20 protein-coding genes and 1 tRNA gene are annotated in these 26,963 nt (G+C 69.4%); 12 read left to right on the top strand and 9 right to left on the bottom strand.

Annotated elements, in window-relative coordinates:
- The 3 genes from ACFU5O_RS03495 to ACFU5O_RS03485 all read right to left on the bottom strand — a co-directional run bounded on the left by ACFU5O_RS03495 (position 1) and on the right by ACFU5O_RS03485 (position 2,926).
- On the bottom strand, positions 1-579 hold the full coding sequence (locus ACFU5O_RS03495) for a low molecular weight phosphatase family protein (RefSeq protein WP_384235755.1): 579 nt from the start codon (positions 577-579) through the stop codon (positions 1-3).
- A gap of 201 nt (positions 580-780) precedes the next feature.
- Complete coding sequence (locus tag ACFU5O_RS03490) at positions 781-2,094, bottom strand: hypothetical protein (RefSeq protein ID WP_384235752.1); 1,314 nt, start codon at positions 2,092-2,094, stop codon at positions 781-783.
- Positions 2,095-2,155: 61 nt separating this feature from the next.
- The gene (locus ACFU5O_RS03485) at positions 2,156-2,926 is read right to left on the bottom strand and encodes a class I SAM-dependent methyltransferase (RefSeq protein ID WP_384235751.1); all 771 of its coding nucleotides are present in this window, start codon (positions 2,924-2,926) and stop codon (positions 2,156-2,158) included.
- Positions 2,927-3,213: 287 nt separating this feature from the next.
- On the opposite strand from ACFU5O_RS03485, the gene asnB reads away from it, so the two are divergent.
- From asnB to ACFU5O_RS03470, 3 genes are all read left to right on the top strand, one after another.
- On the top strand, positions 3,214-5,133 hold the full coding sequence (gene asnB, locus ACFU5O_RS03480) for an asparagine synthase (glutamine-hydrolyzing) (protein WP_384235748.1): 1,920 nt from the start codon (positions 3,214-3,216) through the stop codon (positions 5,131-5,133).
- A gap of 22 nt (positions 5,134-5,155) precedes the next feature.
- Complete coding sequence (locus ACFU5O_RS03475) at positions 5,156-6,442, top strand: lipopolysaccharide biosynthesis protein (protein ID WP_384235746.1); 1,287 nt, start codon at positions 5,156-5,158, stop codon at positions 6,440-6,442.
- 235 nt (positions 6,443-6,677) lie between these two features.
- Entirely contained in the window at positions 6,678-7,796 is a 1,119-nt protein-coding gene (locus tag ACFU5O_RS03470) for a glycosyltransferase (RefSeq protein ID WP_384235744.1), read from the top strand.
- Positions 7,797-7,950: 154 nt separating this feature from the next.
- On the opposite strand, the gene ACFU5O_RS03465 is transcribed toward ACFU5O_RS03470, so the two are convergent.
- The gene (locus ACFU5O_RS03465; protein WP_384235742.1) at positions 7,951-8,838 is read right to left on the bottom strand and encodes a class I SAM-dependent methyltransferase; all 888 of its coding nucleotides are present in this window, start codon (positions 8,836-8,838) and stop codon (positions 7,951-7,953) included.
- A gap of 280 nt (positions 8,839-9,118) precedes the next feature.
- Here ACFU5O_RS03465 and ACFU5O_RS03460 point away from each other — a divergent pair, with 280 nt between their 5' ends.
- The 4 genes from ACFU5O_RS03460 (at position 9,119) to ACFU5O_RS03445 (ending at position 14,458) form a co-directional block, all read left to right on the top strand.
- A complete protein-coding gene (locus ACFU5O_RS03460; protein ID WP_384235739.1) occupies positions 9,119-10,318 on the top strand; it encodes a glycosyltransferase in 1,200 nt (399 codons plus the stop codon).
- Positions 10,319-10,324: 6 nt separating this feature from the next.
- Positions 10,325-11,299, top strand: a complete 975-nt coding sequence (locus ACFU5O_RS03455) for an NAD-dependent epimerase/dehydratase family protein (RefSeq protein WP_384235737.1) — start codon at positions 10,325-10,327, stop codon at positions 11,297-11,299.
- Between the two features lie 272 nt (positions 11,300-11,571).
- Entirely contained in the window at positions 11,572-12,840 is a 1,269-nt protein-coding gene (locus ACFU5O_RS03450) for a nucleotide sugar dehydrogenase (protein WP_384235735.1), read from the top strand.
- Positions 12,841-12,958: 118 nt separating this feature from the next.
- On the top strand, positions 12,959-14,458 hold the full coding sequence (locus tag ACFU5O_RS03445) for a polysaccharide biosynthesis tyrosine autokinase (RefSeq protein ID WP_384235732.1): 1,500 nt from the start codon (positions 12,959-12,961) through the stop codon (positions 14,456-14,458).
- A gap of 159 nt (positions 14,459-14,617) precedes the next feature.
- Here the strand turns inward: ACFU5O_RS03445 and ACFU5O_RS03440 are convergent, their stop codons facing one another.
- From ACFU5O_RS03440 to ACFU5O_RS03430, 3 genes are read right to left on the bottom strand one after another with little or no spacing between them, the layout of a single operon-like run.
- Positions 14,618-15,313, bottom strand: coding sequence for an FkbM family methyltransferase (locus ACFU5O_RS03440; RefSeq protein WP_384235730.1), 696 nt, complete (start codon positions 15,311-15,313; stop codon positions 14,618-14,620).
- Between the two features lie 56 nt (positions 15,314-15,369).
- Positions 15,370-16,500 (bottom strand): MraY family glycosyltransferase, encoded by a 1,131-nt coding sequence (locus ACFU5O_RS03435; protein ID WP_384235728.1) that lies wholly within the window; start codon positions 16,498-16,500, stop codon positions 15,370-15,372.
- Between the two features lie 14 nt (positions 16,501-16,514).
- The gene (locus ACFU5O_RS03430; protein WP_384235726.1) at positions 16,515-17,504 is read right to left on the bottom strand and encodes an NAD-dependent epimerase/dehydratase family protein; all 990 of its coding nucleotides are present in this window, start codon (positions 17,502-17,504) and stop codon (positions 16,515-16,517) included.
- 247 nt (positions 17,505-17,751) lie between these two features.
- Between ACFU5O_RS03430 and ACFU5O_RS03425 the strand changes: the two genes are divergently transcribed.
- Positions 17,752-18,615, top strand: coding sequence for a glutaminyl-peptide cyclotransferase (locus ACFU5O_RS03425; protein WP_384235724.1), 864 nt, complete (start codon positions 17,752-17,754; stop codon positions 18,613-18,615).
- A 39-nt stretch (positions 18,616-18,654) separates the two neighbouring features.
- Here the strand turns inward: ACFU5O_RS03425 and ACFU5O_RS03420 are convergent, their stop codons facing one another.
- Entirely contained in the window at positions 18,655-19,632 is a 978-nt protein-coding gene (locus tag ACFU5O_RS03420) for an alpha/beta fold hydrolase (RefSeq protein WP_384235722.1), read from the bottom strand.
- A 276-nt stretch (positions 19,633-19,908) separates the two neighbouring features.
- On the opposite strand from ACFU5O_RS03420, the gene ACFU5O_RS03415 reads away from it, so the two are divergent.
- The 4 genes from ACFU5O_RS03415 to ACFU5O_RS03400 all read left to right on the top strand — a co-directional run bounded on the left by ACFU5O_RS03415 (position 19,909) and on the right by ACFU5O_RS03400 (position 26,212).
- Positions 19,909-22,524 carry a YfhO family protein gene (locus ACFU5O_RS03415; RefSeq protein ID WP_384235720.1) on the top strand — a complete coding sequence of 872 codons (2,616 nt, stop codon included), beginning with the start codon at positions 19,909-19,911 and terminating at the stop codon, positions 22,522-22,524.
- A 128-nt stretch (positions 22,525-22,652) separates the two neighbouring features.
- Positions 22,653-23,618 (top strand): glycosyltransferase family 2 protein, encoded by a 966-nt coding sequence (locus ACFU5O_RS03410; protein WP_384235718.1) that lies wholly within the window; start codon positions 22,653-22,655, stop codon positions 23,616-23,618.
- Positions 23,619-23,629: 11 nt separating this feature from the next.
- Entirely contained in the window at positions 23,630-24,994 is a 1,365-nt protein-coding gene (locus ACFU5O_RS03405; RefSeq protein ID WP_384235717.1) for a polysialyltransferase family glycosyltransferase, read from the top strand.
- A gap of 567 nt (positions 24,995-25,561) precedes the next feature.
- Complete coding sequence (locus ACFU5O_RS03400; protein WP_384235713.1) at positions 25,562-26,212, top strand: hypothetical protein; 651 nt, start codon at positions 25,562-25,564, stop codon at positions 26,210-26,212.
- Between the two features lie 546 nt (positions 26,213-26,758).
- On the opposite strand, the gene ACFU5O_RS03395 is transcribed toward ACFU5O_RS03400, so the two are convergent.
- Positions 26,759-26,831: transfer RNA gene (locus ACFU5O_RS03395), tRNA-Arg, on the bottom strand.
- Positions 26,832-26,963: the final 132 nt, after the last annotated feature.

The following is a 26,963-nucleotide window of genomic DNA, read 5'->3' as shown; positions in this document are numbered from 1 at the left end:
TCAGCCCAGCACCGCCGCGGCGATCCGTTGCACCGCTTCGGTGATACGGGCGGCGCACGCTCTCGCCTCTTGTTCGGACGCTCCGTACGGGTCGACAAGGTCGTCGTCACTCGACCCGGGGCCGGTCAGTCCCCGCCTGGCCGCCGCCCCCGCGGTCAGGGCCGCGGCCCGCTCGGCCGGGTCGGTCAGACCGGCCGCGTCCTCGCCGCGAAGCAGCCGGGCGAACTCCCGCAGAGTGAAGGCGCTGCGGAGCCCGTGCACCGGGCAGAGCCGTACGGCAGCCTCGCGATGTTCGGACGCGGCACCCAGCACCAGTGCCGCGTCGCTCACGAGGCCCGAGGTGAGCCTTCGGGCGACGGCTCCACCCGGATCCCCGCCCATCTCGCTGAGCAGGGAGGCCGCGGCGGGGTCCATCGGTGCGCCGGTCAGCGCGGCGGTGCCTGCGCTCGACACGTGGACACGCTCCGATGCCGGAGCCAGCCGGACGGCCAGCAGACGTTCCGCCAGCGGTGAGCGATGCAGGTTGCCGGTGCAGACGACGAGCACCCCGAAGGGCTGACTCCCGGGCCGGTCGAGCATCACCGCATCACCCGCGACGCCGGAGCAGCGCGCGCACCGTGCGGCCGTTCCGGCCCCGGGGCCGTACGACAGTCCGGCGTTCGCCCTTCCGACACCCGGCGAGGCGGACGCGAGACGACGCTGCCCGTGAGGACGAATCGCACAGGGGGCAGGGATCCGGTGGGGAAGCCGGCACCGGGCAATCCTTTCAGTGAGGCGTGGCTACGTCCGGCGGCCGAGCAATCGGCGTCCGACGCCCTGCCGGTGACTGCACAGGAACGTCAGAGGGACGGCCAGACCGATCGCGCCCGCGGCAAGCCACTTGCTCTGCATCGTGGGCGTGAGGTGGGGACTGTGCAGAACGGCCATGCAGGCGACTACGGCAAGCCACACCTGGATCCGCATCATCGCCCGGGCCGGGGAGAGCGGGAGGTAGAGCACGACGAGAACGACCAGCATGCACTCGAGAAGGGAACGCTGCCGGTAGAAAGCTCCGCCGAAGGTGGCCATGTACGCGGCGGCGTACGCGGCGCATCCCAGGACGGCAGCACGACCGACCCCTTCGGTGTCCGCCCATGCCCGCCGCAGTGCAGCGGGAGCTACGGCGAGGCATGCGATCCAGATGAGCGTTCCCATATAGAGCCAGCGTCCCGGGACCGCGGTCTCCGGGCCGAACTCCCAGGGAAACGGCCCGAGCAGCAATGCCATCAGGTACTGGGGATGGCTCAGGAGGTTCTCCGCGCCGTATCCGCCGGTGAAGCCGAGACGGGTCCCGTCGTGCACCTCCAGTGAGTCCACCAGATCGAGCAGCGTCATCAGCCGGGGGACGATGAAGACGGCCGCGGCCCCCACGACGATCAGGGAACCCGCAAGGAACTCGCGACGGAAGCGAACCCGGGCGAACAGGGTGACCACGAGAAACAGCGCCGCGAAAGGTCTCAGGTACAGGCATGCGTAGATGCTCAGCAACGTACCGACGCAGGCGACCGAGAAGCGTGCCCGCGTCTGGACGAGCAGCGACCACAGGATGAGGGTGACGAGAAGCCCGTCCTTGAGGCCCCAGGCGTCCCACAGCAGGAGGGACGGGCTGGTGCCGACCAGCAGCCCGGCGGCGGTCGCGCGCTTGCTTCCCCGCCCGAGGGCCAGTCGGTGCGCCGCGACCGCGCCGGTCGCCGCGAGAAGTGCCAGCACCGTCTTGGCGGCAAGCCATCCTCCGCCGGTCAGGAATCTGCACACGGCCATGATCACCGGGTAGCCCCACACCGCCGAACCGACCTGCGCCGGCAGATTCCGCATCTCCCAGGAGTTTCCGTTGCGCCACGCCTCGGCGATCGCCGCGCTGGTCGATTCGTATCCCCGCGCATCGGGAAAGAGCGCCTGGCCGTGGGTCTGAGAATGAACGACCAGGACGACGGCCACGTGGAAAACAGCTGCGACGGTGTATACGGCGAGAGCGCTGCACAGCGAACTGCGCGGGCCGTCCGGCTCGGAGTGACGAGAACCTGCTGGGGTCCTTGGCACAGTCAGTGCGGGCATGACGGAGCGGTGCCTCTTTCGATCTGTGCGTGTGGCGTGTCACGGCCACCGGGACCAGGGCCTACGATTTGCGCGCCAGCACGACCCGGGTATGGAATCCCCGGTACAGCATTTCGACCACGGGCCATGAGATTACCGGGGCGAGTGCCCCGGAGAAACGGCTGACGCTGCGTGTCGCCATCACGAACTCACGCTCCACGAACTCGACCTGTGAGAAGTGGCGGCCGAATGCTCGGGAAATCTCGTGTTTCGTCGGGTAGTTGATTCCACTCGCGCTGTACTCGATGTTCCTGGCCGCGGTCTCTGCAGCACTGAGATGACGCTGGAAGGAGTTGCGGATACCGAGCTTCGCCCAGAGGGAGACGAGTGCGGGGTGCTGGAACCGGCCGCCGAACGGCGTGAAGATGTGCGGCTCAACCGGCCGCCAGCGAGCCGGGAACACGTGCAGGGTCCAGGCTCCCGGCCTGAGGGCCCGGGCGATTTCGCCGAGCGGCTTGTCGTAGCTCATCACATGCTCGAAAACGGACGTCGAGTAGCAGAAGTCGAAGGACTCGGCGGGGAAGGGGAAATTACCGTCGGCGTCAGAGAAGTGCAGGACTTCCCGGTCCTTCTCCGGCATTTCCATCCATTGCTTGACCAGTGGCTCGACAGGCCTGTCCACGCCCGCCACCTCATAGCCCGCAGCGGCGAACTCACGGACGTGCCGGCCCGAACCGCACCCGAAGTCCAGCACGCGGCTGCCGGGGCCAAGTCCCCCATACGGGGCCAGAATTGTCCGGCACATCGAAGTCATTGCCTGATTGCCGAGCATTTCAGGGGCGTCGATCGCCATTTCAGCTCCCACGTGCAGCCACCGGTCAGGGCTCGGAGACAATATCCCGCCGTTCTGACCGGATCGCGGTGGTGACGGGGCCGGGCAGAAGAGGTCACCGGATCGGAGCACACAGGGGTGGAGCCCGGGGGAGGGGTGGTTGCAGCGCAGTGAGGCCCGGCGAAATGTCCATATCGGTGTGATATGTATCAGGCTCGGTGGTCAGCCCGCGGAGGAGTGTGCGGCAAACAGGGGCCCGACAGGCCGGCGGACCACTGGTCCGACGGCATGTCACCTTGGGAGCGTCTATGTGCGGTGTAGCGGGAATCGTGTCGACCAGCCCTCCCGACCCCGAGCGTGTACGTGCGATGTGCCGCCTCATCGCCCACCGGGGCCCGGACGGAGAGGGCTTCCACACCGACGATCACGCGGCGCTGGGCATGCGCCGGCTCGCCGTCATCGATGTCGCCGGCGGAGACCAGCCTGTCTACAACGAGGACCGCTCCGTCGTGGCGGTCTTCAACGGTGAGATCTACAACTTCGCCGAGCTGCGGCGGGAGCTGACCGGTCGCGGACACCGGTTCACGACCGAGGGCGACACCGAGGTTCTTGTCCACCTCTACGAGGAACACGGCGAGGACCTTGTCGGGCACCTCCGGGGCATGTTCGCCTTCGCGATCTGGGACGCGACGCGAGGCCGGCTGCTGCTAGCGCGGGACCGGGTGGGGAAGAAGCCGTTGTTCTACCGGCAGGCCGGTGACTCACTGGCCTTCGCGTCGGAGCTCAAAGCACTCGTGGCCGACCCTTCGGTGCCCCGTGAACTGGATCCGGTGGCACTGCATCACTACCTCACCTATCAGTACGTACCGGCTCCTTGGTCGATCTACCGGGGCATTCACAAACTGCCCCCGGGGCACGTTCTCGTGTGGGAACGGGGCAGCCGGCGGATCCGGCGGTACTGGAAGCTGGACTTCACCCCGCGGCCCGTGCACAGCGAGCGGGACGCGGCCGAGCAGGTGCGGCAGTTGCTGCTGGACGCCACCCGGGTCCGTATGGTCAGCGAACGTCCGCTCGGTGCTTTCCTGTCCGGCGGTATCGACTCCTCCGCGGTGGTGGCCGCCATGGCGCGGCTCAGCGATCAGCCCGTGAAGACCTTCTGCATCGGATTCGACGACGCGCGGTTCGATGAGCGGTCGTACGCGGCTTCCGTGGCCCGCCACTACGGCACCGACCACCACGAGTTCGTCGTGGCCGGGTCGTCGGCGCTGGACGTCCTGCCCAGAGTGACCCGCCACTTCGACGAACCCTTCGCCGACTCCTCGTCGATCCCCTCGTTCTTCGTGGCCGAACTGAGCCGTCGGCATGTGACGGTGGTGCTCAACGGCGACGGTGGGGACGAGTGCTTCGGGGGCTACCGGCGCTACGCGTTCATGAAGAGAGCGGGGCGTATGCAGCCCCCGCGACAGCTGTGCGGCCTGCTGAGCCGTATCGGCTCCGGACTGGCGCAGGCGGACACAGCAGCGGGGCTGCGCAGGGTCGGCCGCGGGTTGAGGTTGCTGGCCGAGACGCCACAGCATCGCTATGCCAGCCTCATGTCCCACTTCACCGGCGAGGCCAAGGACGAGCTCTACACCGACGCGATGCGCGAGCAGGTCGCGGGGGTCGACAGCAACGAGCTGATCAGGCAGGTGTTCGAGGCTTCCCATGCCGACGAGGACGTCAACCGGCTGATGGACGTCGATGTCAACACCTACTTGCCGGGCGACCTGCTCGTGAAGGTGGACATCACCACCATGGCGCATTCCCTCGAAGCCCGCTCACCGTTCCTGGATCACCATCTGATGGAGTGGGCCGCAGGCCTTCCCGGCGAGTGGAAGGTCCAGGGCCAGGTCACCAAGGCGTTGCTGAAGAAGGCGATGGTCCCGTGGCTGCCGGACGAGCTGCTCACACGGCCCAAAGCCGGTTTCGGCGTGCCGCTCGCGGACTGGCTGCGCTGCGAACTGCGGCCGCTGGCCTTCGATCTGCTGACCGACCGGACCGCCCGCTCCCGCGGTCTGTTCCGGCCCGAGGTGGTGAACCAGCTGCTGCGGGATCACGTGGAAGGCCGGGACCGCTCCAACCGGCTGTGGTCGATGATGCAGTTCGAGTTGTGGCACCGGACGTGTGCCGAGCAGACCGGAGAAGTCGCGACCGCCGCCGCCCAGCCGGCCCCGGGGCACTGTGGCTGACACCGCACGGCAAGTGCTCGGCATGCTGGGAAGCCGGGCCGCATGCCTGCTGCTGTCCGTATTCACGAGCGCCGTGATCGCCCGGTCGCTGGAGCCCGAGGGCCGCGGTGTCTACTACATGGCGGTCACGGTCGCCACCACCGCCACCATGCTGGGACACCTGTCCGGCGAACAGGCGCAGAGCGCGTTGTGGCCGGACGCCGCGCGCCGCGACGCACTCGTCGGCAACAGTGTGCCGCTCGCTCTCGCGCTCGGGACGCTCAGCGGACTCACGGCCACAGCGGTGGTGGCCGTGATCGGCCCCGACAGGCTGAACCTGCCGGGCCAGTACCTGGTGATGGTGGCCTGCCTCGGCGTTCCGCTCGGCATCGCGTCGAACTACGCGGCCAACATCGGTCTGCTGGAGGGGCGGGTCGACGTGGCGAACCGCGCGATGCTGATCGGCTCACTCGTCCAGTGCACCGCCGTGGCTGTACTTGCCTTCGATGAGCGGTTGAACGTCGTCACGGCACTCGTCACCTGGGTCGCCGCCGGGAGTGTCCCGCTCACGGTGTTCATCGCCGTGGGAATGGCATCGGGACGCCGCCGGGACCTGAAGCTGGCGCGCATGACGGTGGCCACCGGTACGCGCTATCACCTCGGGCCCGCCTCTGTGTACCTCCTGATGAACGCCGACATCTACTTGCTCAGCGCATTCACCGGGGCGCGCGAGGTGGGTATCTACTCACTCGCGGTGGGCCTGGCCGGGTACAGCCGCATGCTGGCGGATGTCGTCTCCCAGGTGATGCTCAAACGCCAGTTCAACTCCAGCGACACCGAATCCGTCGACGTCACCGTACGGGTCACCCGGTACGCGGCTCTGCTGGCAGTCGCCTCGGCGCTGGTGCTGATGCTGGCCGCACCCGTGCTGGTGGGCGCCATGTACGGCTCGGCGTACGCCGACACCGTTCCCCTCGTCCTGCTGCTGGCTCCGGGTGTCATGGCTCTCGGGGCGAGCAGGCTGCCGAGTGCCTACTTGCTGAGGCTGCGCCGTGCGAAGCTCGTGGTGGTGCCGTCCGTGATCGCGTTGGCGGTCAACATCGGGCTCAACCTGATGCTGATCCCCATGTGGGGCGCTGTCGGCTGTGCCGTGGCCTCCTCGGTGGCGTACGTACTGCTGGCTGCCCTTCAGACCTGGCTGTTCACCAGAGTGACCGGCACCCGAGCGGCACAACTGGTCCCTGTCGCCGCCGACCTGCACACGCTCCTTGCCGCCGCGCGCCGATGCTTGCCGGGCAAGCATGCTGCGGCCTCGGTGCCGCCCGGATAGCGGCACTCGGCCTGCCCCCACCGGTGTGACGACCCCGTCACTCGTCCGGCGCGCGTCGCGGTCGTCACGGGCGCAAAACGTGCTGGGAGCCTGGACAAGAAGGAAAAGCACGCTGCGTCGTGCCTGGACTGCTGGCTGGATGGAGCTGATTTCAGTGACCGAGTGCCGCGACGTCAGAGCCGCATCAGGTGCCGGGAGTTCTTCCGGTGGAACAGAGCTGTCCCGGGTCTGCCTGATGATCGGGCAACTGGGGCTGGGTGGTGCGGAGAAGCAGGTCGTGATGCTCGCGCGCGGTCTCGTCGACCGGGGGATCGAGACCACGGTGCTCCTGTTGTCCGAGCGAGGGCCGCGTATGGCGGAACTGTCCGGCTCCGGGGTGAGGGTGTTCGGTCTGGGGTGCCGTGGCATCGCCCGGCCATGGGTCGATCTCCGGGGCTCCGTGGAGGGTGTCGTGGCGGACGCGAGGGCGTACGCCCGGCTTGTCGGACATCTGCGACGCACACGTCCGCAGGTTCTGCACGCCTTCCTGTTCCACTGCTACGTCGCGGCGGCCCCCGCCGCCCGCCTGGCGCGGGTTCCGGTGTGCGTCGCCGGACGGCGCAGCCTGGGCACTTTCAAGGAGGGACGCCGCGCACTGCTGGCCGTGGAGCGCGCGGCGACCGGTATGACCGACTTCGTCGTGGCGAACGCGCACGCCGTCGCCGCGGATGCCCGACGGCAGGAAGGGCTGCCCAAGGACAAGATCGCCGTCATTCACAACGGCATGGAGGCGCGGGACTTCCGGCCCGCAGTTCCCGCGGACCTGACCACCGATCTTCCGGTGGTGCTCTGCGTAGCCAATCTCCGTTCCTACAAAGGCCACCGTTATCTGCTGGAGGCCGTCGGCCGGATGCAGCAGCGGGGCCGGCCCTGCACCCTTGCGCTGATCGGTGAAGGACCTGAGCGGGTCGATCTGCAGCGGCAGGCCGACCGGCTCGGCATCGATGTGCGGCTTCTGGGCCATCGCACGGACGTGTCCGCCTTCCTTGCCCGGGCGGACGTCGTCGCGCTGCCCTCCCTGGAGGAGGGTCTGAGCAACGCGGTCATGGAAGCCATGGCGGTCGGCCGTCCCGTGGTCGCGACCGCCGTCGGCGGAACGCCCGAGCTGCTGCGCGACCGGGGCGTGCTGGTGCCACCCGCCGATGCCGAGGCCCTCGCTCAGGGACTTCAGTGGATGCTCACCGACCGCTCCGCCGCCCTGCGCCTCGGCAACGCCGCCCGTCAATGGGCCATGGAGAACCTGAGCGTGGACACCATGGTGGAGCGGCACGTCAGCCTCTACCGGAAGCTGCTGGAGCGAAAAGCCACCGGGTGAGCCCGGAACCCTGCCGGGCCGGCCGCGGCGCTGGAAACAGGGCCCGGCGCGGCCGGCCGCCGGTCGTTCCACCTCGGCGGCGCCAACGGGACCGTGAGGGACGGAACGGACGCGGCGGCCGGCTCGTACGGGCTCGGAGGGGGCGAGACCCTTCTCAGGCCGCCGCCGCCACGTCGTGAGCGCCGGACGACGCCCGGGGGGCGTCCTGGTCGGTGAACGAGGCGAAGACGTACTCGTTGCAGCCCAAGCCCCCGGCGCACGTCTTGAGATGACGCAGTTCCAGCCCATGGCGCCGCCCCACGCGGAACACCTCTTCCGGAGCGGCCACCTCGAAGGGATAGCCCCCGACCCAGTCGATGAGGTCGTACTTGGCGGACATCCCGCGCTCGCGCTTCCGCTGCCCGCCCACGGGGCGCCGGCCCGTTGCCGCCAGTTTCGCGAGGCTGAGCGCACGTGAGGGAGCATGCAGATACATCCTGCTGCCGACCACCAGCAGGTTCCGTGCGAGGGGCCCCGACGAGTTGTAGGTGCGCTTGATCTGCCTCCACACGCGGCTGCGCAGGCCCTGGTCGTTGTAGATCGACACATAGAGAAGCCCGCCGGGGGCGACCATCCGGCAGGCGGTGTCCAGGGCCTCCCACAGGGCGCCGGTGTGGTGGAGTACGCCCCAGGAGTAGACGATGTCGAACTGTCCGAGGCGTGAGGTCAGGGAGGAGTCCAGCACGGAACCCTGCTCCACCACCCAGTCGCAGTCCGGCGCGTACCGGTCGCGCAGCCGCCTCGTGGCCTCCACCGCGTCCGGGTCGTAGTCGAACGAATGGACCTTCGCGCCGAGTTGGAGGGCCGCGAGGGAGAACAGACCGCTGCCGCAGCCGATGTCCAGGAACGAGCGCCCGGAAAGGTCGCTGGTTCCCAGAGCTGTCGCGAGGGACTGCCGGGCGGAAGCCATACGGTCCTCGTCGACCAGTCTGCTGAACTTCTGCCAGTTGCGGCCGAAGGCGAAGCGCGTACCCTGCTCCACCTCACTGGTGCAGTCGGTCACCTCTTGGTCTCCTTCCTTGTCGGAGCGAGTACCGAAGACACCCGGCGCCGCCCCTGGTGCTCAAACCCACGGAAAGTGTGCGTACTGACGGGGGTATATCAGACGGGGGCCGGGAAGGGCGCAGACGTTGCGGCGGGGGTTACGAGAATCGACCGAATACCGGTCCGAAAGTGAGCGACCCACGGTGCGCGAATGATTTCCGACCTCATTGTTCAAAGCGGTGAGGCCTGTGTCGCGCCCTTGACGGATACGGGAGGGTGGTCCGCCTAGTATCTGGCACATGTCGACCGCCACTTACCCAGACCCGGCTTCCGGCGTTTCTCGCCTCCGCGTGATGAGAGTCATCACGCGAATGAATATCGGCGGTCCGGCTGTCCAGGTCTCGGCCCTCCTGCGGGGACTTGACGCCGAGCGATTCGACCATCGTCTGATCTCCGGACACGTGGGACCCGATGAGGCGGATTACCTGGATCAGCGTGCACCCGAACTGCCCGTTCACCGGCTCGCCCGGCTCGGCCGGGCCGTTCGGCCCACGGACGACCTTCGCTGCGTACTCGAACTCGCGGGAGCCATGCGCAGATTCCGTCCCCATATCGTCCATACACATACCGCCAAGGCGGGCGCACTTGGGCGGGCGGCCGCCGTGCTGGCGGGTGTTCCTTCAAGGGTGCACACTTTCCATGGTCACCTTCTGCACGGGTATTTCTCTCCGTTGAAGACGCGCGCCGTGATGCGGACGGAACGCGGGCTGGCGGCCCTCAGCGATCGGCTGGTCGCCGTGGGCAGCCGGGTGCGGGACGACCTCGTCGCCGCCGGAATCGGAAAGCCGAACCAGTACTCGGTCGTGCCGCCCGGCACCAGGCTCGCGACCGCACCGGAGCCGGCGGAAGCGCGGAGGCTGCTCGGAATCCCGCCGGACCGTCCCGTGGTCGCCTATGTCGGACGAATTACCGGAATCAAGCGCCCCGAACGCTTTCTCGCCGTTGCCCGTGAGGTACGCCGCGCCGTGCCGACGGCACATTTCGTGATGTGCGGGGAGGGCGACTGCCCGCCGGATCCGGAGGCGGTCGCCGACCTCGGGGACTCACTCCATCTGCTGGGCTGGCGCTCGGACGTGGAGACCGTCTACGCGGCGGCCGACCTTGTGCTGCTGACCTCGGACAACGAAGGCATGCCCGTCAGCCTGATCGAGGCGGGGCTGGCGGGACTGCCGACGGTGGCCACCGATGTCGGCAGTGTCGCGGAGGTCGTACAGGACGGAACGACGGGACTGCTGGCGCGACCGTCGTCCAGCGAACTCGCCCGCCACACGGTGACTCTTCTGCGCGACGGGGAACTGCGCCGGGAGATGGGGGCACGTGCGCGTGCGTTCACCGCTCTGCGCTTCGGCGAGGAGCGTCTGGTGGCCGACACCCAGGCTCTCTACACCTCCATCGCCGTCGACCGGGGCTGGTGGCCGGCATCCCTATCCGAAAGGTGAGCACTGTTGAACGTCCTTGTCACCGGAGGTGCCGGTTTCATCGGCGCCAACCTCTGCCGGGAACTCGTATCGCGTCCGACTGTGGGCAAGGTCATCGCTCTTGACGACCTGAGCACGGGTTCCGCGGCCAATCTGGCGGGAGTCGGCGCGGAGCTGGTCGAGGGCAGCATTCTCGACCCCGACCTTCTCGAGCGGGTCGTGGCGGAAGTGGATGCCGTCGTTCACCTCGCCGCCCGCCCCTCGGTACCACGCTCTCTGGCGGACCCGGTCGCCAGCCACCATGTCAACGCCACCGGTACGGTCCACGTGCTCGAGGCCTGCCGACGCGCACACGTCCCGGTGGTCGCCGCCTCGTCGTCCTCGGTCTACGGAGGCGTCCCCGTGCTTCCCAAACACGAGGAACTGCCGACCCGGCCCATGAGCCCGTACGCCGCGAGCAAGCTCGCTACCGAGAGCTATGTTCTCGCCTACGGCGCCTCGTTCGGTCTCCCGGTCCTGGCATTCCGGTTCTTCAACGTCTACGGACCGTTGCAGTCGGCCGGCCATGCGTATGCCGCCGTGATCCCGGCGTTCATCGACGCCATGCTGCGCCGCGCCCCCGTGCGGATCTTCGGCGACGGTCTGCAGACACGGGACTTCACCTACGTCGGCACCGTGGTCAAGGTGCTGGCCGACGCCGTCCTGCGGAAGGTCACGTGCCCCGGCCCGGTGAACCTCGCCTTCGGTACGCGGGTCTCCCTGACCGAGCTCTCCGGCCAGCTCGCCGGAATCGTCGGGACGCCGGCCGAGGTCCGGCACGAGGCGGCAAGGCCCGGAGACGTGCGCCATTCCCAGGCCGCGGACATTGTGCTGCGGGGTCTCTTCCCCGACATCGCCCAAGTACCGCTGCAGCAGGGACTGGCCGAGACGGTCCGCTGGTTCCGCACCCTGCCGGACTATGCGGAGCTGCCGGCCCAGTCCGCCCGGGTGGAGGTGGGCTGACGAGGAAGGGCCGACAGCACAGCCGAAGGGAGCTCCGGTCATCGCCGGAGCTCCCTTCCGCTGTCCATACGGTCACTGCGACAACGACTGTCTGAAACAACAAGAATGAAATGTACGACCTCCTGTTCGGGGCAATCGTGCTTGCCGAGGGCCCAAATGGCCCCATTGACCGGAGGAGAGTCACCCAAGAGGCGGACAGGGGCCGCGTCGAGTGAGCTTCTGGCATATTCCTCCGAAACACTCTGCTGGGGCAAGCAGAGAGGAGTCCGACTGTGTCGGTGGCAGTGAAGAAGGTGGTAGTGGTCGGCCAGGGTTATGTGGGCCTTCCACTCGCCGTTCGTGTGGCGGAAGCCGGGCACAACGTCGTGGGTCTCGACGTGGACGAGATGCGGGTGAAGCGGCTGACCTCCGGCGATTCGTTCTCCGAGGATGTGACGTCCGATCGCCTTCTGGGGGTTCTCAACTCGGGCCGCTATCTCCTGAGTACCGAATACGCGGATGCCGCGGACTTCGATGTCTGCGTGATCACAGTACCGACGCCCTTGAAGGACGGCGCTCCCGACCTGAGTTTTGTGAAGGACGCCGCTCACGCGGTTGCCAGTCACATCCGGCAGGGCGCCACGGTGATTCTCGAGTCGACCACGTATCCGTGCACGACCGAGCAGGTGGTGTGCCCGATCCTGGAATCGGTCAGTGGGCTCCGGGCGGGCAAGGACTTCTACCTGGGCTACAGCCCGGAGCGAATCGACCCCGGAAACCCGAAGTGGCGGCTGGAGAACACTCCCAAGGTGGTCTCCGGCATGAACGACGTCTCGCTGCGGCATGTCGAGCAGTTCTACGACGACGTCGTGGAGCGTACCGTCCCGGTCAGTTCGCCCCGCACGGCCGAGCTGACCAAGCTCCTCGAGAACACCTTCCGCCATGTCAACATCGCTCTCGTCAACGAGCTCGCGATGTTCTGCAAGCCGCTCGGTATCGACATCTGGGAAGTGATCGACGCGGCGGCGACAAAGCCGTTCGGCTTCATGCGCTTTCTGCCGGGGCCCGGCGTCGGGGGACACTGTCTGCCCATTGATCCCTCGTACCTTTCGTGGCAGGTCAAGCAAATGCTCCGCCACGACTTCCGTTTCGTCGCGCTGGCCAACGACATCAACAGCCATATGCCGGAGCATGTGGTGCTGCGCGTCGCCAGGGGGCTCAACGCCCGCCGAAAGCCGGTCAACGGCAGCCAGATCCTGGTTCTGGGGCTCGCGTACAAGAAGAACACCGGCGACATCCGGGAGTCGCCTTCCGTCGCCGTGGCCCTGGGACTTCGCAAACTGGGCGCTCATGTCCTCGCGGTGGAACCGCACGTCGACCCCCTCCGGCTGCCGGACGACATCCTGTGCGTCGAACTCACCGAGGAGCAGATCGCGTCGTCCGATGTCGTGGTCATCGCCACCGACCATGACGACTTCGACTACGCGATGGTGGAGCGAACCGCCGACTACGTCTTCGACGCCTGCAATCGCTGCCGTGCGGAGACCGTCGAGCGTCTCTGACGAAGGCCATGCACTCCGTTGGGGTATGAAAAGGCGAGCGAACATTACATATGCCCCAAATCCCTCGAAATGGCCCTAGGGTGCCTGTTGCACTCACTCGCTCCGATCGGGGATGACCTTGGAATTGCGTGACTATCTACGAGTCCTTTCCCGCCGATGGCACGTCGTCGCCCTGGTGACCTTGTTGGGAACGGGGGCGGGCATCCTGGCAGGTGTCGTCGCCACTCCGGAGTACCGGGCAACCGCGACGCTGTTCGCCTCCCTCCAGGGCGGTGCCGACACGTCCCAGCTCAACCAGGGAAACGCGTTCACCCAGGCCAGGGTCCAGTCGTACGCCGAGGTGGCGGCCAGCCCTGAGGTGACCCGGCCGGTGGTGGAAGCTCTCCGGCTCGACATGACACCGGCCCAGCTCTCGCAGCGGATCACGGCCGAGGCGCCGGTCAACACCGTGCTGGTCCGGCTCACCGTCACCGACACCCGTGCGGTACGGGCGGCCCGCATCAGCAACGCGGTCGCTGACCGGTTCGCCGACGTGATCAGGGAGCTGGAGCGCCCGGAGGGGAGCAGACGCCCCTCCCCGGTAAGGCTGACCGTCACCCAGCCCGCCGCGGTGCCCTCCGCGCCCGCGTCCCCGAACGTCGCGCTCAATGCCGCACTCGGTCTGGCGGTGAGTCTGCTTCTCGGGCTGGGGCTGGCTGTCGCGCTGGAGACGATGGACACGTCGATCCACGATTCCAAAGCCCTCGCCGAGTGCATGGCAGGGGCGGACTTCCTGGTCGGTGCCGGGGGACCTCCCGTGCTGTCCAGCATCGTGCAGGACGCGCGGGCCGCACGTCAGCCTGTCTGTCTGCGCGACGACATTCACGGTCCGCGCGCGGAGGGCTTCCGGAAGCTTCGCGTCAATCTGCAGTTCACGGAAGTCGACAGACGGCCGAAGGTCATCGCCGTCACCAGTCCGTTGCCCCGTGAGGGCAAGAGCAGTGTGTCCGTCAACCTGGCGGCCACACTGGCCGAGGAGGGCGCGCGGGTATGCCTGATCGACTGCGACCTGCGCCGTCCTTCGGTCGCCAAGGCCCTTGGCCTGGTCAGGGACGCCGGGCTCACGACGGCACTGGTGGGCCAGGCCGAGCTGCATCAACTGCTGCAGTCGGCAGGGTCCTTCTCGGTGCTCACCAGCGGAATGATCCCGCCCAACCCGACCCAGCTCCTCGGCAGCGCGCAGTTCGTGTCCCTCGTGCGCACCCTGGCCGAGGAGTTCGACCATGTCGTGGTGGACACCCCTCCGGTACTGCCCTTCGCCGACACCGCGGCGCTGGCACCCGCCGTTGACGGCTACCTTCTCGTGGCGCACGCCAAGCGCACGAGCCGGAGCCAGGTCCTCGACGCCCTGCGCATCCTTCAGCGGGTCAACGTGCCCGTGCTGGGCGCCGTCATGAACGCCACCCGGGCGCGGGGAGAGGCCGACGCATACGGCTATGCGTACAAGTACCGGCCGAAGCAGAAGACCACGGCCCGGCTCGGCGCACTCGTGCCGTCGCGCCTGTCGGCGGTGGTACCCGGCCGGGTACCGGCTGCCAAGACGCAGTCGGAGGCGATGCCGGCCAAGACACGGGTGTAGATCACGACGAGCCGTCCGCCGTCAGCGGACGGAAACCCCCGCTGAGCGGCCTTCACGAAGTCACAGCCGACCCGTCGCTCGGGACCGGGGGCCGCGGCCCGGGCCGGCATGGTCGGGCCGCGGCAGGGTTCGGCCCATGCCGGGGACGCCCGTTCTGCGTCAGCCGTGGTCGCCCGCTTGCTGTGCCGTTGCCACCGGCGACCTGCTGTCGCCCGTCGGCTCCTCACGGAAGAACACCACGTCGCACCGGAGCGTCCGCCCGGTGTGCGGATCCGAGGAGCCCGGCACGACGGACACCGGGGTGAGGCCGAGCCCGGCCTGGAGAAGGGCCAGTGCCTCGGCGAAGGGAAGCCCGTCCTCGTGCAGGGGCGCGAACGACGCCCCGGTCCGGATGCCGACGCACTCCGCCGCGTACCTGCCCGCACCCCGCAGCACATGTCCCTCGTGGCCCGGGACGTCCATGGTCAGGAAGACCCGGGCGCCCGGGGCGACGACCTGCTCCCACAGATCGTCGAGCCTGCGGATCTCGGCGGTCTGCCCGTGCACGACGACGGTGCCGGTGCGGTCGCCGAGCGCGTACGGGAGGACGATCCAGTCCGGATCGGACGCGGACCGGCGCCGGAGTTCGGTGCGTGGGCCCGTCAGCGGTTCGAAGGAGACGATACGGCCGCGGTAGCCGGCCCTGCGCAGCGCCGTGACGTCTCCGCAGCAGTGGGCACCGACACCGATGACGGTATCGACGCCGAACGTGTCGAGGAGACGGGCGAGTTGCCGTCCCCTGCTCTCTCCCCGGCCATCGGCGACGAACGCGCCGAGCCGCTGGACGGCTCTGCGCGCCAGGTGCAGGAGGGGCACGTTCGTACTGCTCCCTTTCCTGGCGCCCCGGGCCGACGGCGGCGTCCCGGAAGCGGTCACGGGCGCCGCGCGCCCGTACGTGCCCGGCGCATGCCGACGATCGGCCGGGTGCCCGCGACCCGCGCGGCCTCCGCCGCCCGAGGGGCGACAGCAAGGGGACGGGCGACCTTCGCCGCCCGCCTGCCCGCCACGGCGCGCTCCCGCTGCCCTGCGTACACCGGCACGCGCAGCAGGCCGCCGCAGGCGGCGGTCGCCATGAGCGCGAGGGGCACCACGGCGTAGGGCGTCAGCCAGCCGCAGTGGACGAGCAGGCCGGTGAGGGTACTTACGAGGGCCACCGCGCCCAGCGCCACCGCCGCGCCGTGCGCGGTCAGCCCGAGGCGCCGCAGCCGGTGTGCGGTGTGGTCGGTGCCGCCCTGCAGCAGCGGGCGCCCCGCGCGGCGGCGGGAAACCGTCACGAGCGCGGTGTCGGCGGTGACGACGAGGGTGAGGGCGAGCAGTCCACCCGCGGCACGCCCCGCCGTGGCGTCGGCATGGAGCGTCACGGCCGCGGAGGCGAGGACGAAACCGGTGAAGAGCGAACCGCAGTCACCGAGGAAGATCCGTGCCGGGTGCCAGTTGTGCAGCAGAAACCCGCTGAGCGCGGCGGCGAGTACGCAGAGCAGCGCCGCCAGCCCGTAGCGCATCTCCACGGCGGCGCAGACAGCGAGCCCCAGTGCGGTCACCGCTCCGACCGTTCCCAGCACGCCGTCCGAATTGTCCAGCAGGTTGAAGGCGTTGGTGACGAAGACGATCCATCCGACGGCAAGCACGCCGGCCAGGAAACCGAGTCCGCTGCCGACGACGAGGGCCGTCGCGGCCACCGTCTCCACGAGAAGTCTCGGTGCCGGGCCCAGCGGTCGCAGATCGTCGACCAGCCCGAGGGCAGCGACCGCGGCGCCGGCCACCAGGAGCGGTCCGACTCCGGGCATCCATGCTCCCAGCCCGGTCAGGGGCCCCGAGCAGGCCACGCCGAGCGTGCCGACAACGACGGCGACCCCGCCGAGATGCGGGGTCGGAGTCGTGTGTGCTTTGCGGGCACCCGGCCGGTCGAGGACTCCGGTGCGCAGCGCGAGGCCACGGACGAACTCGGTGAGTACGGCGGTGACCAGCAGGGCAGCCGTTGCGGCCGCGAGCCCGAGGAGCATCGTGTCCTGTCCTCTCAGGCCGGCGCGAGGACCGGTGCTGTGCGCGCCTCGGCGATGGTCGCGTCGAGGATGTCGTCGAGGGAGCGCCGCGGCCGCCAGCCCGTCAGAGCCTGGATCCGCGTGGTGTCGGGCAACCGCTGCTCCATGTCCTCGAACCCTTCGCCGTACACCTCGTGATACGGGACCAGGCGGATGGGGGAGCGGCTCGCGCTGCGCGCGACGATGAGGGAGGCGAGCCCGCTGATGGTCGTCTCCTCGTTCGTGCCGATGTTGAAGACATCGCCGACCGCGTCCGGGTGGTCGAGGAGCCGGATGAGCGCGTCGACCGCGTCGGAGACGTGCATGAAGCAGCGGCGCTGGCTGCCGTCGCCGTGGACGGTCAGCGGCTCGCCCTCCACGGCCTGCCGCACCAGCCGCGGCACGACCATTCCGTACGCGGGGCTCTGCCTCGGCCCGACGGTGTTGAACAGACGCACCACGATGGTGGGCAGGCCCAGTTCACGGTGGTAGGTGAAGGCGAGGATCTCGTCGACGGCCTTGGACGTGGAGTACGACCAGCGCGACACTCCCGTGCTGCCCAGCAGCCGGTCGGCGTCCTCCCTGAGCGGCCCGGAGGAGTTCTTGCCGTAGATCTCCGACGTGGACGCGACGAGGATCTTGCGGCCGTAGCGGTGGGCCGCGTCGATCACGGTCTCGGTGCCGCGGATGTTGGTGGTGAAGGACTGCCGGGGACGTTCCACGATGAGCCTGACCCCGACGGCTGCGGCCAGGTGCACCACGACGTCGCACTCGCCGACCAGTTCGTCCACGAGGAGTTGGTCGAGAACCGAGCCCTGGACGAATCGGAAGCGGGGATGCCGTGACGCGGCTTCGATGTTCGCCCGGCTGCCCGTGGACAGGTTGTCGACAGCCACGACCGTGTGGCCCTGGTCGAGCAGTGCGTCCGCGAGATGGGACCCGATGAAGCCGGCGCCGCCGGTGACCAGGAACGTCGAGGGATTCATATGCCGCCCGTTCGCATTGCGGTATCGGAGTGACGCCGGAGCACTTCTGGCTCGAGCCCCCCACAACATAGTCCGTATTGCCGCAATGTAAGGCATATGACACGAATCGACCTCGGTCGGTAGGGGCTTCTGCGCATGGGACCGGCGATCGCCGCACAACCCGCCCGCCGGCCGGTGGCGCGACCGGCCGTCCCTCTGCTGCTGTCGTCGCCCGACCTCCTGGTGCGGGCCGTGGGAAGGCTCTGACGTGGCACGGTCCCTGCGCCGCCTGGTGGCGCTTCCCGCCCTCGCGGTCACCGCGCTCGCCGTCGCGGTGGCGCCCTCGTGCCGTCCGGTCGGCGGCTCCGGACACCCAGGTCCGAGCGCGCCGGTGCGCGACACGGAAGAGGGCGGGCGACAGGGCGGCGCGGAGGAGGTCGAGCGGCTGAAGGTCAAGGTGCTCGAGGTCCTGCCGCATGACAGGGATGCCTTCACCCAGGGGCTGGAGATCGCGGGCGGAGTCCTCTACGAGAGCACCGGTGTCGTAGGGAAGTCCACGATGCGGGCGGGTCCCCTCGACGGGTCGCCCGGAGTACGTGTCCCGCTGCCCACGCCCCTGTTCGGCGAGGGCGTCGCCGTCGTCGGGTCCACCGTGTGGCAGCTCACCTGGCGGAACGGGATCGCGGTCGAGCGTGACGCGAGAACGCTGGCCGAGCGTCGCCGGGTGCCGTACCAGGGCGAAGGATGGGGGCTGTGCCACCAGAAGGGGCGAGGCAGGCTGGTCATGAGCGACGGATCCTCGCGGCTCACCTTCCGCGATCCGCGGACCCTGGCGAAGACGGGAGAGGTCTCGGTGACGGCCGACGGCCAACCCGTCACCCGTCTCAACGAGTTGGAATGTGTGGGCGATACCGTCTACGCCAACGTCTGGGGGTCGGACCGGATCATGCGCATCGACCCGGACTCCGGCGCTGTCACCGGGCGGATCGACGCCGAGGGTCTCCTCAGCCCCCGGGAGGGGGCCCGGGCCGATGTCCTGAACGGCATCGCGGCCGTCCCGGGCACCGATCAGTTCCTGATCACCGGCAAGTGGTGGCCCAAGATGTTCCGCGTGCTCTTCGAAGCCGCGTAGGGGCGGCAGGGTCGTCCGTGTCCTTGTCCGTGCTGCCTGTTACGGCCCGTCCGCCGCGTCCACCTCGGCGTGGAACCGGGGGAGCAGGTCGCTCAGCACATCGGCGGGCAGCACGTGCCTGGCACCGGGAACGGTCTCGGTCCAGGCGGTCGCCGCAGGCAGGAGCGCGGTGGCCCGGGTCTGTGCGCGTCGCGCGGCGTGTACGGCGCTGAGTTCGGCAAGGAGGACGAGCACGGGGACGGACAGGGAGCGCAGCGGCTCGTCGTCGATCTTCTGCGGATGCGGCGTCCCCGGCCGGAAGTGGCGCATCGCGGCGAGCATGAGGTCCATCTGGCCTTCGTAGGCCTCGCTCTCCTGCCCTTCGTTCGTCCCGCCGCCGGTCGTCTCCGAACCCTCCGAACCCTCCGAACCCTCCGGACCCATGAGCGTGCCGAGGAAACGCCGTCGTCGCCGGTCGGAGCCGCTCACCGCGGCCGCGATCGCGCCGAGCAGGAACGAGGGTTTGAGCGGGGCCAGTGCGCGGGGCGGATCGAGCGCGGTCACCGAGGCGAGGCGCCGGGCCGTACGCGTCGCGTGGACGAGCGCGATCCACCCGCCGTAGGACATGCCCACCAGATGCACCCGCGTCTGCGCGCGACCGTCCAGCACCTCGTCCAGTACCTCGTCCAGCCACTCGGACAGGTCCTCCGGGCCCCGCAGGGGCGCGGTCTGGACGCTGCGACCGGCGTCACCGACGGTGTCGACGGCGTAGACGGGCCTGTCCGCTCCGAAAGCGGCGATGCACCGTGACCATGCCGCCGACGTCGAGTTGGCACCGTGCAGCAGAACCAGAGGGATGCCGCCGGCCTCCTCGTTGTACACGTGCACATACGTGGCACCGAAGCGGGTGCCGATCTCGCGGCCGGCGCGGGGCTCGGGCCAGCAGCGCATGGCCCGGTCGTACGCCGCGAGGAACCGCTCCCGCCCCTCGTCGGTGAGGAACCCGCCGACCTTGCCGGTCTCCGCACTTCCGCTCATGCGATCGCCCCCAACAGCCGCGCGCCTGTACTCGATCGGATCCTCCCAGACCGTCGGCCGGGGCCCGGCGCCAGGTCCGCTTCAGTGACTGCGACGACCCCACGCCGGCACGTGGCTCGCGACGACACGTGGAATTCACCCCAGGTGCGACCAGGGTCCGTCTGGTGATCGGATTCGGGTTGCCCGGGTCGGCGGTAATGGCCGACAGCCCGTGCGGTGACACCGACGCCGGGTTCCCGCGCATCCGTGCGCCGCGCTACACACCCCGGAGGACGCGTGCCCCCTGCTGCCGAGGCTGTGCCCGCCCAGGGCGAGCGCGTCACGACCACGGGCGGCCGAGCCGGGACGGCGGACGAAGCCGCGAAGGCGCGGCCCGGCGGTCCACGGCGCCTGTTGCCGAGAGCCCGGCGGAGCGTCCGTCTGCGGGCGGCCGGCGGTGCCGCCCTGCTGACCTGCCTGGTCTTCTGCCTCAGTGGGCTGATGGCGGGCAGCCGTCCGTTCGGGCCGAGGACACGCAACATCGTCGACCTCGGCCAGCAGTATCTGCCGTACCACGCATACTGGCGGAAACTGCTGCTCGGCGGGGCCGACGGCGACATGTTCGTGAACTGGAACTCCGGTTTCGGCTCGAACTTCCTCGCCGACTTCGGCACCTATCTGAGCAGCCCGTTCGACCTGATGGTCGTGTTCTTCCCCGCGGACCGGATCGAACTGGCCCTCTACGTCATCACCGCCGCCAAGATCACCGCGGCAGGGGCCGCGATGTCGGTGCTGCTGCTGAAGCTGCGCCGGGGCCCGTGGCCGGTGGCCGCCGTGCTGGGGGCGGCGTACGCGCTGTCCGGCTGGACCTTCAACTACGGTGCCTCCGTCCCGATGTGGCTGGACGGACTGCTCGCGTTCCCGCTCCTGTGCCTCGTCGGCGAGTGGGCACGAGCCGGGCGCCGCCCGGTGCTGGGGCCGCTGGTCGTGGCACTGGCCTGGACCGCGAACTTCTACACCGCGTACATGGCGACCATCGGGGCGGCCGTCGTGCTGGTGGTCCGGCTGCTCACGGACGACGACGGCGGCCGGCGGCGCCTGACCGGCCTGCTGCGCGCCGTTCGGGGCGTGGCCGTGGGCATCGGTCTCGCCGCACCGGTCGTCGTGGTCGTCTACTCCGCCACGCGCGTCGCGGATCCGACCCCCGGGACGACCTTCTCTGCCGTCGCCTGGACCGAGGTGTTCGCCCGGCTCCTGCCCGCCACGTCGAGCGTCGCGACGCCCGCCCTCTACATCGGCACCCCGGCCCTCGCCCTGGCACTGACCCTGCCTTTCAACGGCGCTCTGGCACCCCGGGTCCGTGTCGCCTGGACGGCAGCCGTCTGCCTGGTGGCGCTGTCCCTGCAGTGGGAGCCCACCCATCTGCTCTGGCACGCCGGTGCCTCGCCCAACGGCATTCCCTACCGGCAGACGTTCGTGCTCTGCGGACTGCTCCTGATCGCCGCCTGGCTGTCCACGGCCAAGGGACTGCCGAGGATGCCCGCCCTGCTGGCTGCCGGAGCGCTCCTGGCCGTCATGACGTACGCGGCCCGTGGAAGCAGGGACATCGACCGCTGGACCTACCCCGCCTTCACCGCGGCGACGGCGCTCGCCGTCGTGGCCGCCGCGGGGGTCCTGATCGCCAGGCGGTACACGGTCGGCGCCCGCGTGCTGCCGGTCGCGGCCGTCGCCCTTCTCCTCGTCGCCCAGGCCGGGGAAACCGTGGCCACAGGGGCCCGTATCGAACGCCGGCAGCTTCAGGAGGTCTCCTGGGCCCCGCCCCTGGGCCCCTGGCACGAGGACATGCAACGCGCCACCCGGCAGAAGGACGCCTGGCCGCGTCACCGCACCGATCCCGGAGAGGTCCCCGGCGGCAACGACGTCATGGTGGTCGGCGGACAGGGGGCCGACTACTACAGCAGCCTGACTTCGGAGGTCTACTCCAGCACCCTCGCCTCCATGGGCTTCGGCTACTACGCCAAGGGCCGGCACCCGGTCAGCCTCGACAACCCGGTGACCGACGCCATCTTCTCCGTCGGCACCCGTATGCACTCCTCGCCCTCGGGGCCGGTGGAGGTGGACACGCCTCCCGAAGCCGCGATCACCTCCACCGGCACGGACGTGCCTCCGCTGGTCACCGTCCGCTCCGGCGTGCGGCTCCCGGACCGGCGGCTGCGCTTCGGGGACTCCGCCTTCGCCAACCAGGAGATGCTGCTCGGCGCCCAGGTGTACGACGTGCCCGGCGGCCTCGCACGCAGGAGCGAGTCCAACGGGACGATCACACTCACCGCCGACTGCGCCGCCGGCTCGCAGGTCTACTTCTGGGCGCCTCGGTACCAGGGCACCGCCGCACTGGACGGACAGCGGCCCGTGACCTTCTCGGGCAAGTTGCCGGCCGTGCAGGGGGCCATGCAAGCGCTCGGCACCACTCCCTCCTCCGGCTCCGTACGGATAGCCCTGCACGCGTCGGCCAAGGCGGACCTGCCGCGGCAGCCGGTCGGCTGTCTGGTCCAGGACCGGCTGGACTCGGCGGTACGCCGGCTGACGGCGACCGGCGCCACCGGCGTACACGTTTCCGGCCACACCATTTCCGCCGAACTGCCCCCCGGCAGCACCGGAACCGCCGTCATCGCCGCACCGCGGATCTCCGGATGGACCTGCGCCGCGGGCGGTGCGGACCCCACGCCCGCCAAGCGTTACCTGGGTCTGCTGGCCGTTCCGCTCGACAGCGGGGCGACCTCGGTCAGCTGCACGTTCCGGCCACCGGGGCTGCGGCTGGGTGGCGCGGTCGGCGCCACCGCACTGGCCGCCCTGGTCGCCATCGGAATACTGCACCGGCGCTCACGCAGGCGTCCGGAGGTGTCCGTGGAATGAGGATGCCGCCACCGGTTTCTCCACACGACGACAAGAGTTCACCTGGAGTGCAAATTGGGCTCGTCCGACCGGATATCAGTGTCGATATTCTGCCGGTGAAGTCCGGCGTTCGAGTGTTTGGATTCCATGTGCCGAAATTGTCCGTCGTAGTGCCGTTCCACAATGTCGGTATCTACGCTCCCGACACCATGCGCAGCCTCGCGAACAATGCGGACCCCGACTTCGAGTTCCTGCTTGTCGACGACTGCTCGACGGACGCCACACCGCACGTTCTCGACCACTGGCAGGGCAGGATCCCCAACGCCAGGGTGATCCGCCACGAGACGAACCGGGGCGTGGCCCAGGCACGCAACACGGGCCTGGACGCGGCGACCGGGGACTACGTCACGTTCCTCGACGGCGACGACTGGTACGCCCCCGGTCATCTGCACGCCATGGTGCGGGGCATCGAGCGACTGGACTGCGATTTCGCCCGTACCGACCATGTACAGGCGACCGGCAGGTCGCGCCACATCCGCTACGCGCCGGCCAAGCAGCGCGACACCGTGATGGATCCGCGCGACGGGATCGCCCCGGCGAGCATGGTGACGATGGTGGACTACCCCTTCGTCCCGTTCGGGATCTACAGCGGCCGGCTCTTCGAGAACGGCGGGTCGCGGTTCGAGACGAAACTGCGCACCGCCGAGGACCGGTTGTGGATCTGGCGTCTCCACCTGAAGGCCAAGTCGTACGCGGCCCTCGGACTGCACGGGGTCTTCTACCGGCGCGGTGTCACCACGTCCCTCACGCAGATCTCGGACAACCGTCAGCTGGACTTCATCCCGTCGTACGACATTCTGCTCGAGGAAGTAGCCCAGGACGCCGAGGCCGACCGCTTTCTTCCGAAGGCGGTACGGACCTACTGCGCCATGATCGCTTTCCATATGGCCAAGGCGGACCAGTACGAGCCGGCCGTGGCCAAGCGGCTCAAGCACAACGTGGCCGACGCGCTGCGGCGGATGCCCCAGCGAGTGCTGGACGAGACCCTGGCGACGATGGACACCACACGCAGCACCCTGCTCCACCGTCTGCGCGACACCGGAAAGGCCGCCTGACCCCGATGGAAATGCACCGGCACACGCAGATCTTCCAGGTGTCGACGCTCTATGGAGCGGCCACCCTCGCGGCGGCACTCGATGCCGGACAGTTCGGCGCGCGGGGGGAGGCCCGCCGGCTGCTGCTGGTCTCGAACAACGCCGAAATCCCGGAAACGGCTCTGCGGCTCGAATCGATGACCGGCTACGACCGGATCGCGGCCCGGTTCGACGAAGTGATCGACTGGAACGAGGCCATTCGCCCCAACCACCCCGGCTCCTGGGGGCCACGCCCGGAGGAGGTCCCGCTGTGGCAGCGGGTGTTCCGGGCGGCGTGGGGACTGGGCAGCGGCACGGTCGAGGTGATCGTCGAATCCATCCAGGTCAATCCCGCCCGCGCGCTGGCCGCCATCTTCGCCGAGAGCCCTGTCCAGGTCTATGCGGACGGCCTCATGAGCTACGGGCCGACCCGGGGCGAGCTGCCGCAGCTGATCGCATGCCGTATCCAGCGGCTCCTCCACCTCGACCTGGTTCCGGGCCTGCGTCCGCTGCTGCTCTCGGAATTCGGGGTCCGGCCGGAGCTCGTTCCCGACGGGGCCTTCCGCAAGGTGCTGGCGGAGATCGCCGGATCCGCCGCGGAGGACAGGCAGGTGACGGAAGCGGTCGAGGCCGCCCCCACCGCCCTGCTGCTGGGCCAGTACCTGGCCGCGCTGGGCATCCTCACGGCCGAAGAGGAAGAGGACCTCCACGTCCGTATGCTGCGCGCAGCCGCCGAGGCAGGGCACCGGTCGGTGATCTTCAAGCCGCATCCGACCGCGCCCGCCCGCTACTCGCTGGCCCTCGACGCGGAGGCCGCGGAAGCCGGCGTGAAGCTGATCGTCCTGGACGGTCCGCTCCTCGCCGAGACCTTCTACGAGCGCTGCCGTCCGGAGCTCGTCGTCGGCTGCTTCTCCACCGCGATGCTCACCGCCTCTGCCTACTACGACATCCCGATCGCGCGGGTGGGGACCGAGATGGTCCTGGAGCGGCTCACGCCGTACGAGAACAGCAACAGGATGCCGCTGACGATCGTGGACCACCTGGTGGCGGACCTGGAACAGGGCGGCGCCCCCGCCGTGCCCGGCGCCGCACCGGACACGCTGGAACCGCTGGTCCGGGCGGTGGGCTACTGCATGCAGCCGAAGATCCACCCGGGCCTGCGGGACGAGGCCGCCCGGCTGATCGAGGACCGACTCGGCGACGACAGCGGCCGCGATCGCGACGCCGACAGCACCGACCACACCACTGCGCGCTACTTCCAGCGGGACCGGCTGACCGAACTCGGCCTGCCCGGCGCAGGCGCCCCCGGGTCCGCGTCGCGGCTGCGCAGGGGCCTGGTGCGGGGCAGGCGGGTCTGAGGGTTCGGCGCGAGGCCGACCATCAAGGCGCCGTCTTCCCTGCGCAGTTGGGGCCTGAAGCTTTGACGCGGCACCGGCCGGGGAGCAGAGGGCGGTGTGTCGCCCTCGCTGACCCGTCTTCGCGCCCTCGCCCACCACTGCCGGTCGGTCCACGATGTCGACCCCGTATCGGCGGGCGAGCCTCGAGGCCGTGGTCGTACTCCTGGCCGACCGCGCGCAGGCGCCGGCCGCCGCGACGACGACCGGCGGGCAGCGGGCGGCAGCGTGGTGAGATCGATGCTGATGGTCTGCTCGGTCGGCCCGTCACCGAGGAGCCGCACCGTGCCGCCGGGGTTCTCCGTCGCCCCGTGGAAGACGAAGTCCTCGACGCCGCCGTATGGCAGCACACGCGTTGCCACCCGCCGGTCGGCGGTCCTCATCCGGGAGGTTCAGGTCTTCTTCGGCGGCAGGGTGTGAACACCCGGTCTCCGTAGCCCTTTACGTAGTTCCACCGATGTCCTGTGGCGACCCGGTGCGTGAAGATGCGGGCGAACGGACTTCCCGGGGTGGAGCGAAAGGACGTACGTGGTGGGCTGGATCATTGGTTTCGCCGTCATCTTGGCCCCGTCCCTGATCGGACTCACCTTCGCGGTCCGTAGCGCTCGCCGGGTCGGCAAGGCGGAGCGGGCGATGCGCGCCATGGCCGCCCGTCCCGGCTGGCAGCGGATCGAGCGCGGCAAGGACGGAGAGGAGTGGGCCGGGTACGCGGGTCACTTCCCCTGGCTGTTGCGAACGTGGCACGGAACCACCGTTACCGGCCCGCTCGGCGACCACCAGGTCACCGTCGCCAGGCGCCACGAGCAGGTTTCGCGCAGGGACGACCAGCACTGGCTGATCGTGTGCTTCGACCTTCGGGGCGGCGGACCGAACCTACGTCTGGAGCGCCACTGGAGTGCGGCGGAGCTCAATCTCACCTTCTCCAAGGAGCTGCCGTACCTGACGATGAGCGACGACTCCGCGGGGACGGCCGAGCGGTTCTACGCCTCTGATCTGCCGAAGCGCCTGGTGAGGTTCGCCGGACCGGCGGTCTCGTTCAGGGAGGACGGGGCGTGCTTCGTGTACCCGCTGCCCGAGGTCGTGGACATGGACGAGCTGCTGGAGGAACTGGCCGGGCTGCTTCCGGACCTCGCCGCGCTCGCCCGGGACGCGGCCCGGGAGGACGAGGCGGACAGCACCTGACCGGTCGGCCTCCGCGGCAGATCCTGGAGTTGGTGCCCGACCAGCAGGCCACTGCTGTGACGCTTGCGGTCCGGAGCCCCCGCCGGCCGCCACAGTTCACCGAGAGTCCTCGCCTCTTCCGGCGCGGTTGTGGGAATCGCCTCGCCGCCCGGCAAACGCATGTACGACCTGCGGCACGCCTGTCCGACGACGTGGCTCAACGCGGGCATCCCGTCGGCCCAGGTCGCGGATCGGATCGGATCGGATCGGCAACAGCGTCCCGGTCCTGCTCGCCGCCTGCGCCCGCTTCATCTCCGAGAGGCGGTTCGAGGCCGGGAAGACCTCCCTGGGCCGACGGAAGATCGCTGAGCCGACCGCGAAACTTCGAGACGTCTTCGACGGGGTCACCCGCAGAAACCCGGTGACAGCCGGACAGCGCCGAACCGTCCTCGTGATCACCGAGGGCGGTCCGGCGCTTACGCGTCCGCTACGCCCGCCTCGCTAGATTGCCTCTGACCAGCAAAAAGGCCCTCCGGGGTGGAGGGCCTATCGGTCACGCAGTGTGTGCGCCCCCGGCAGGACTCGAACCTGCGGCCAAGCGCTTAGAAGGCGCCTGCTCTATCCACTGAGCTACGGGGGCCGGATGTGGCCTCGGCGGCCTGGAGCCCTTGGTGGGTCGGCCGTGACCTTGCCGGGACAAGGATAGGGCTCCGATCGCCTTGACCCGGTTGCTTCACCTGCGTGGCACGATGTGGAGGTTCGGTGAAGCGAA

This window comes from Streptomyces sp. NPDC057445 (assembly GCF_042802855.1).
Taxonomy (GTDB): domain Bacteria; phylum Actinomycetota; class Actinomycetes; order Streptomycetales; family Streptomycetaceae; genus Streptomyces.
Note: the sequence above shows the minus strand (reverse complement) of the source record. Positions and strands in the feature narration are given on the sequence as shown.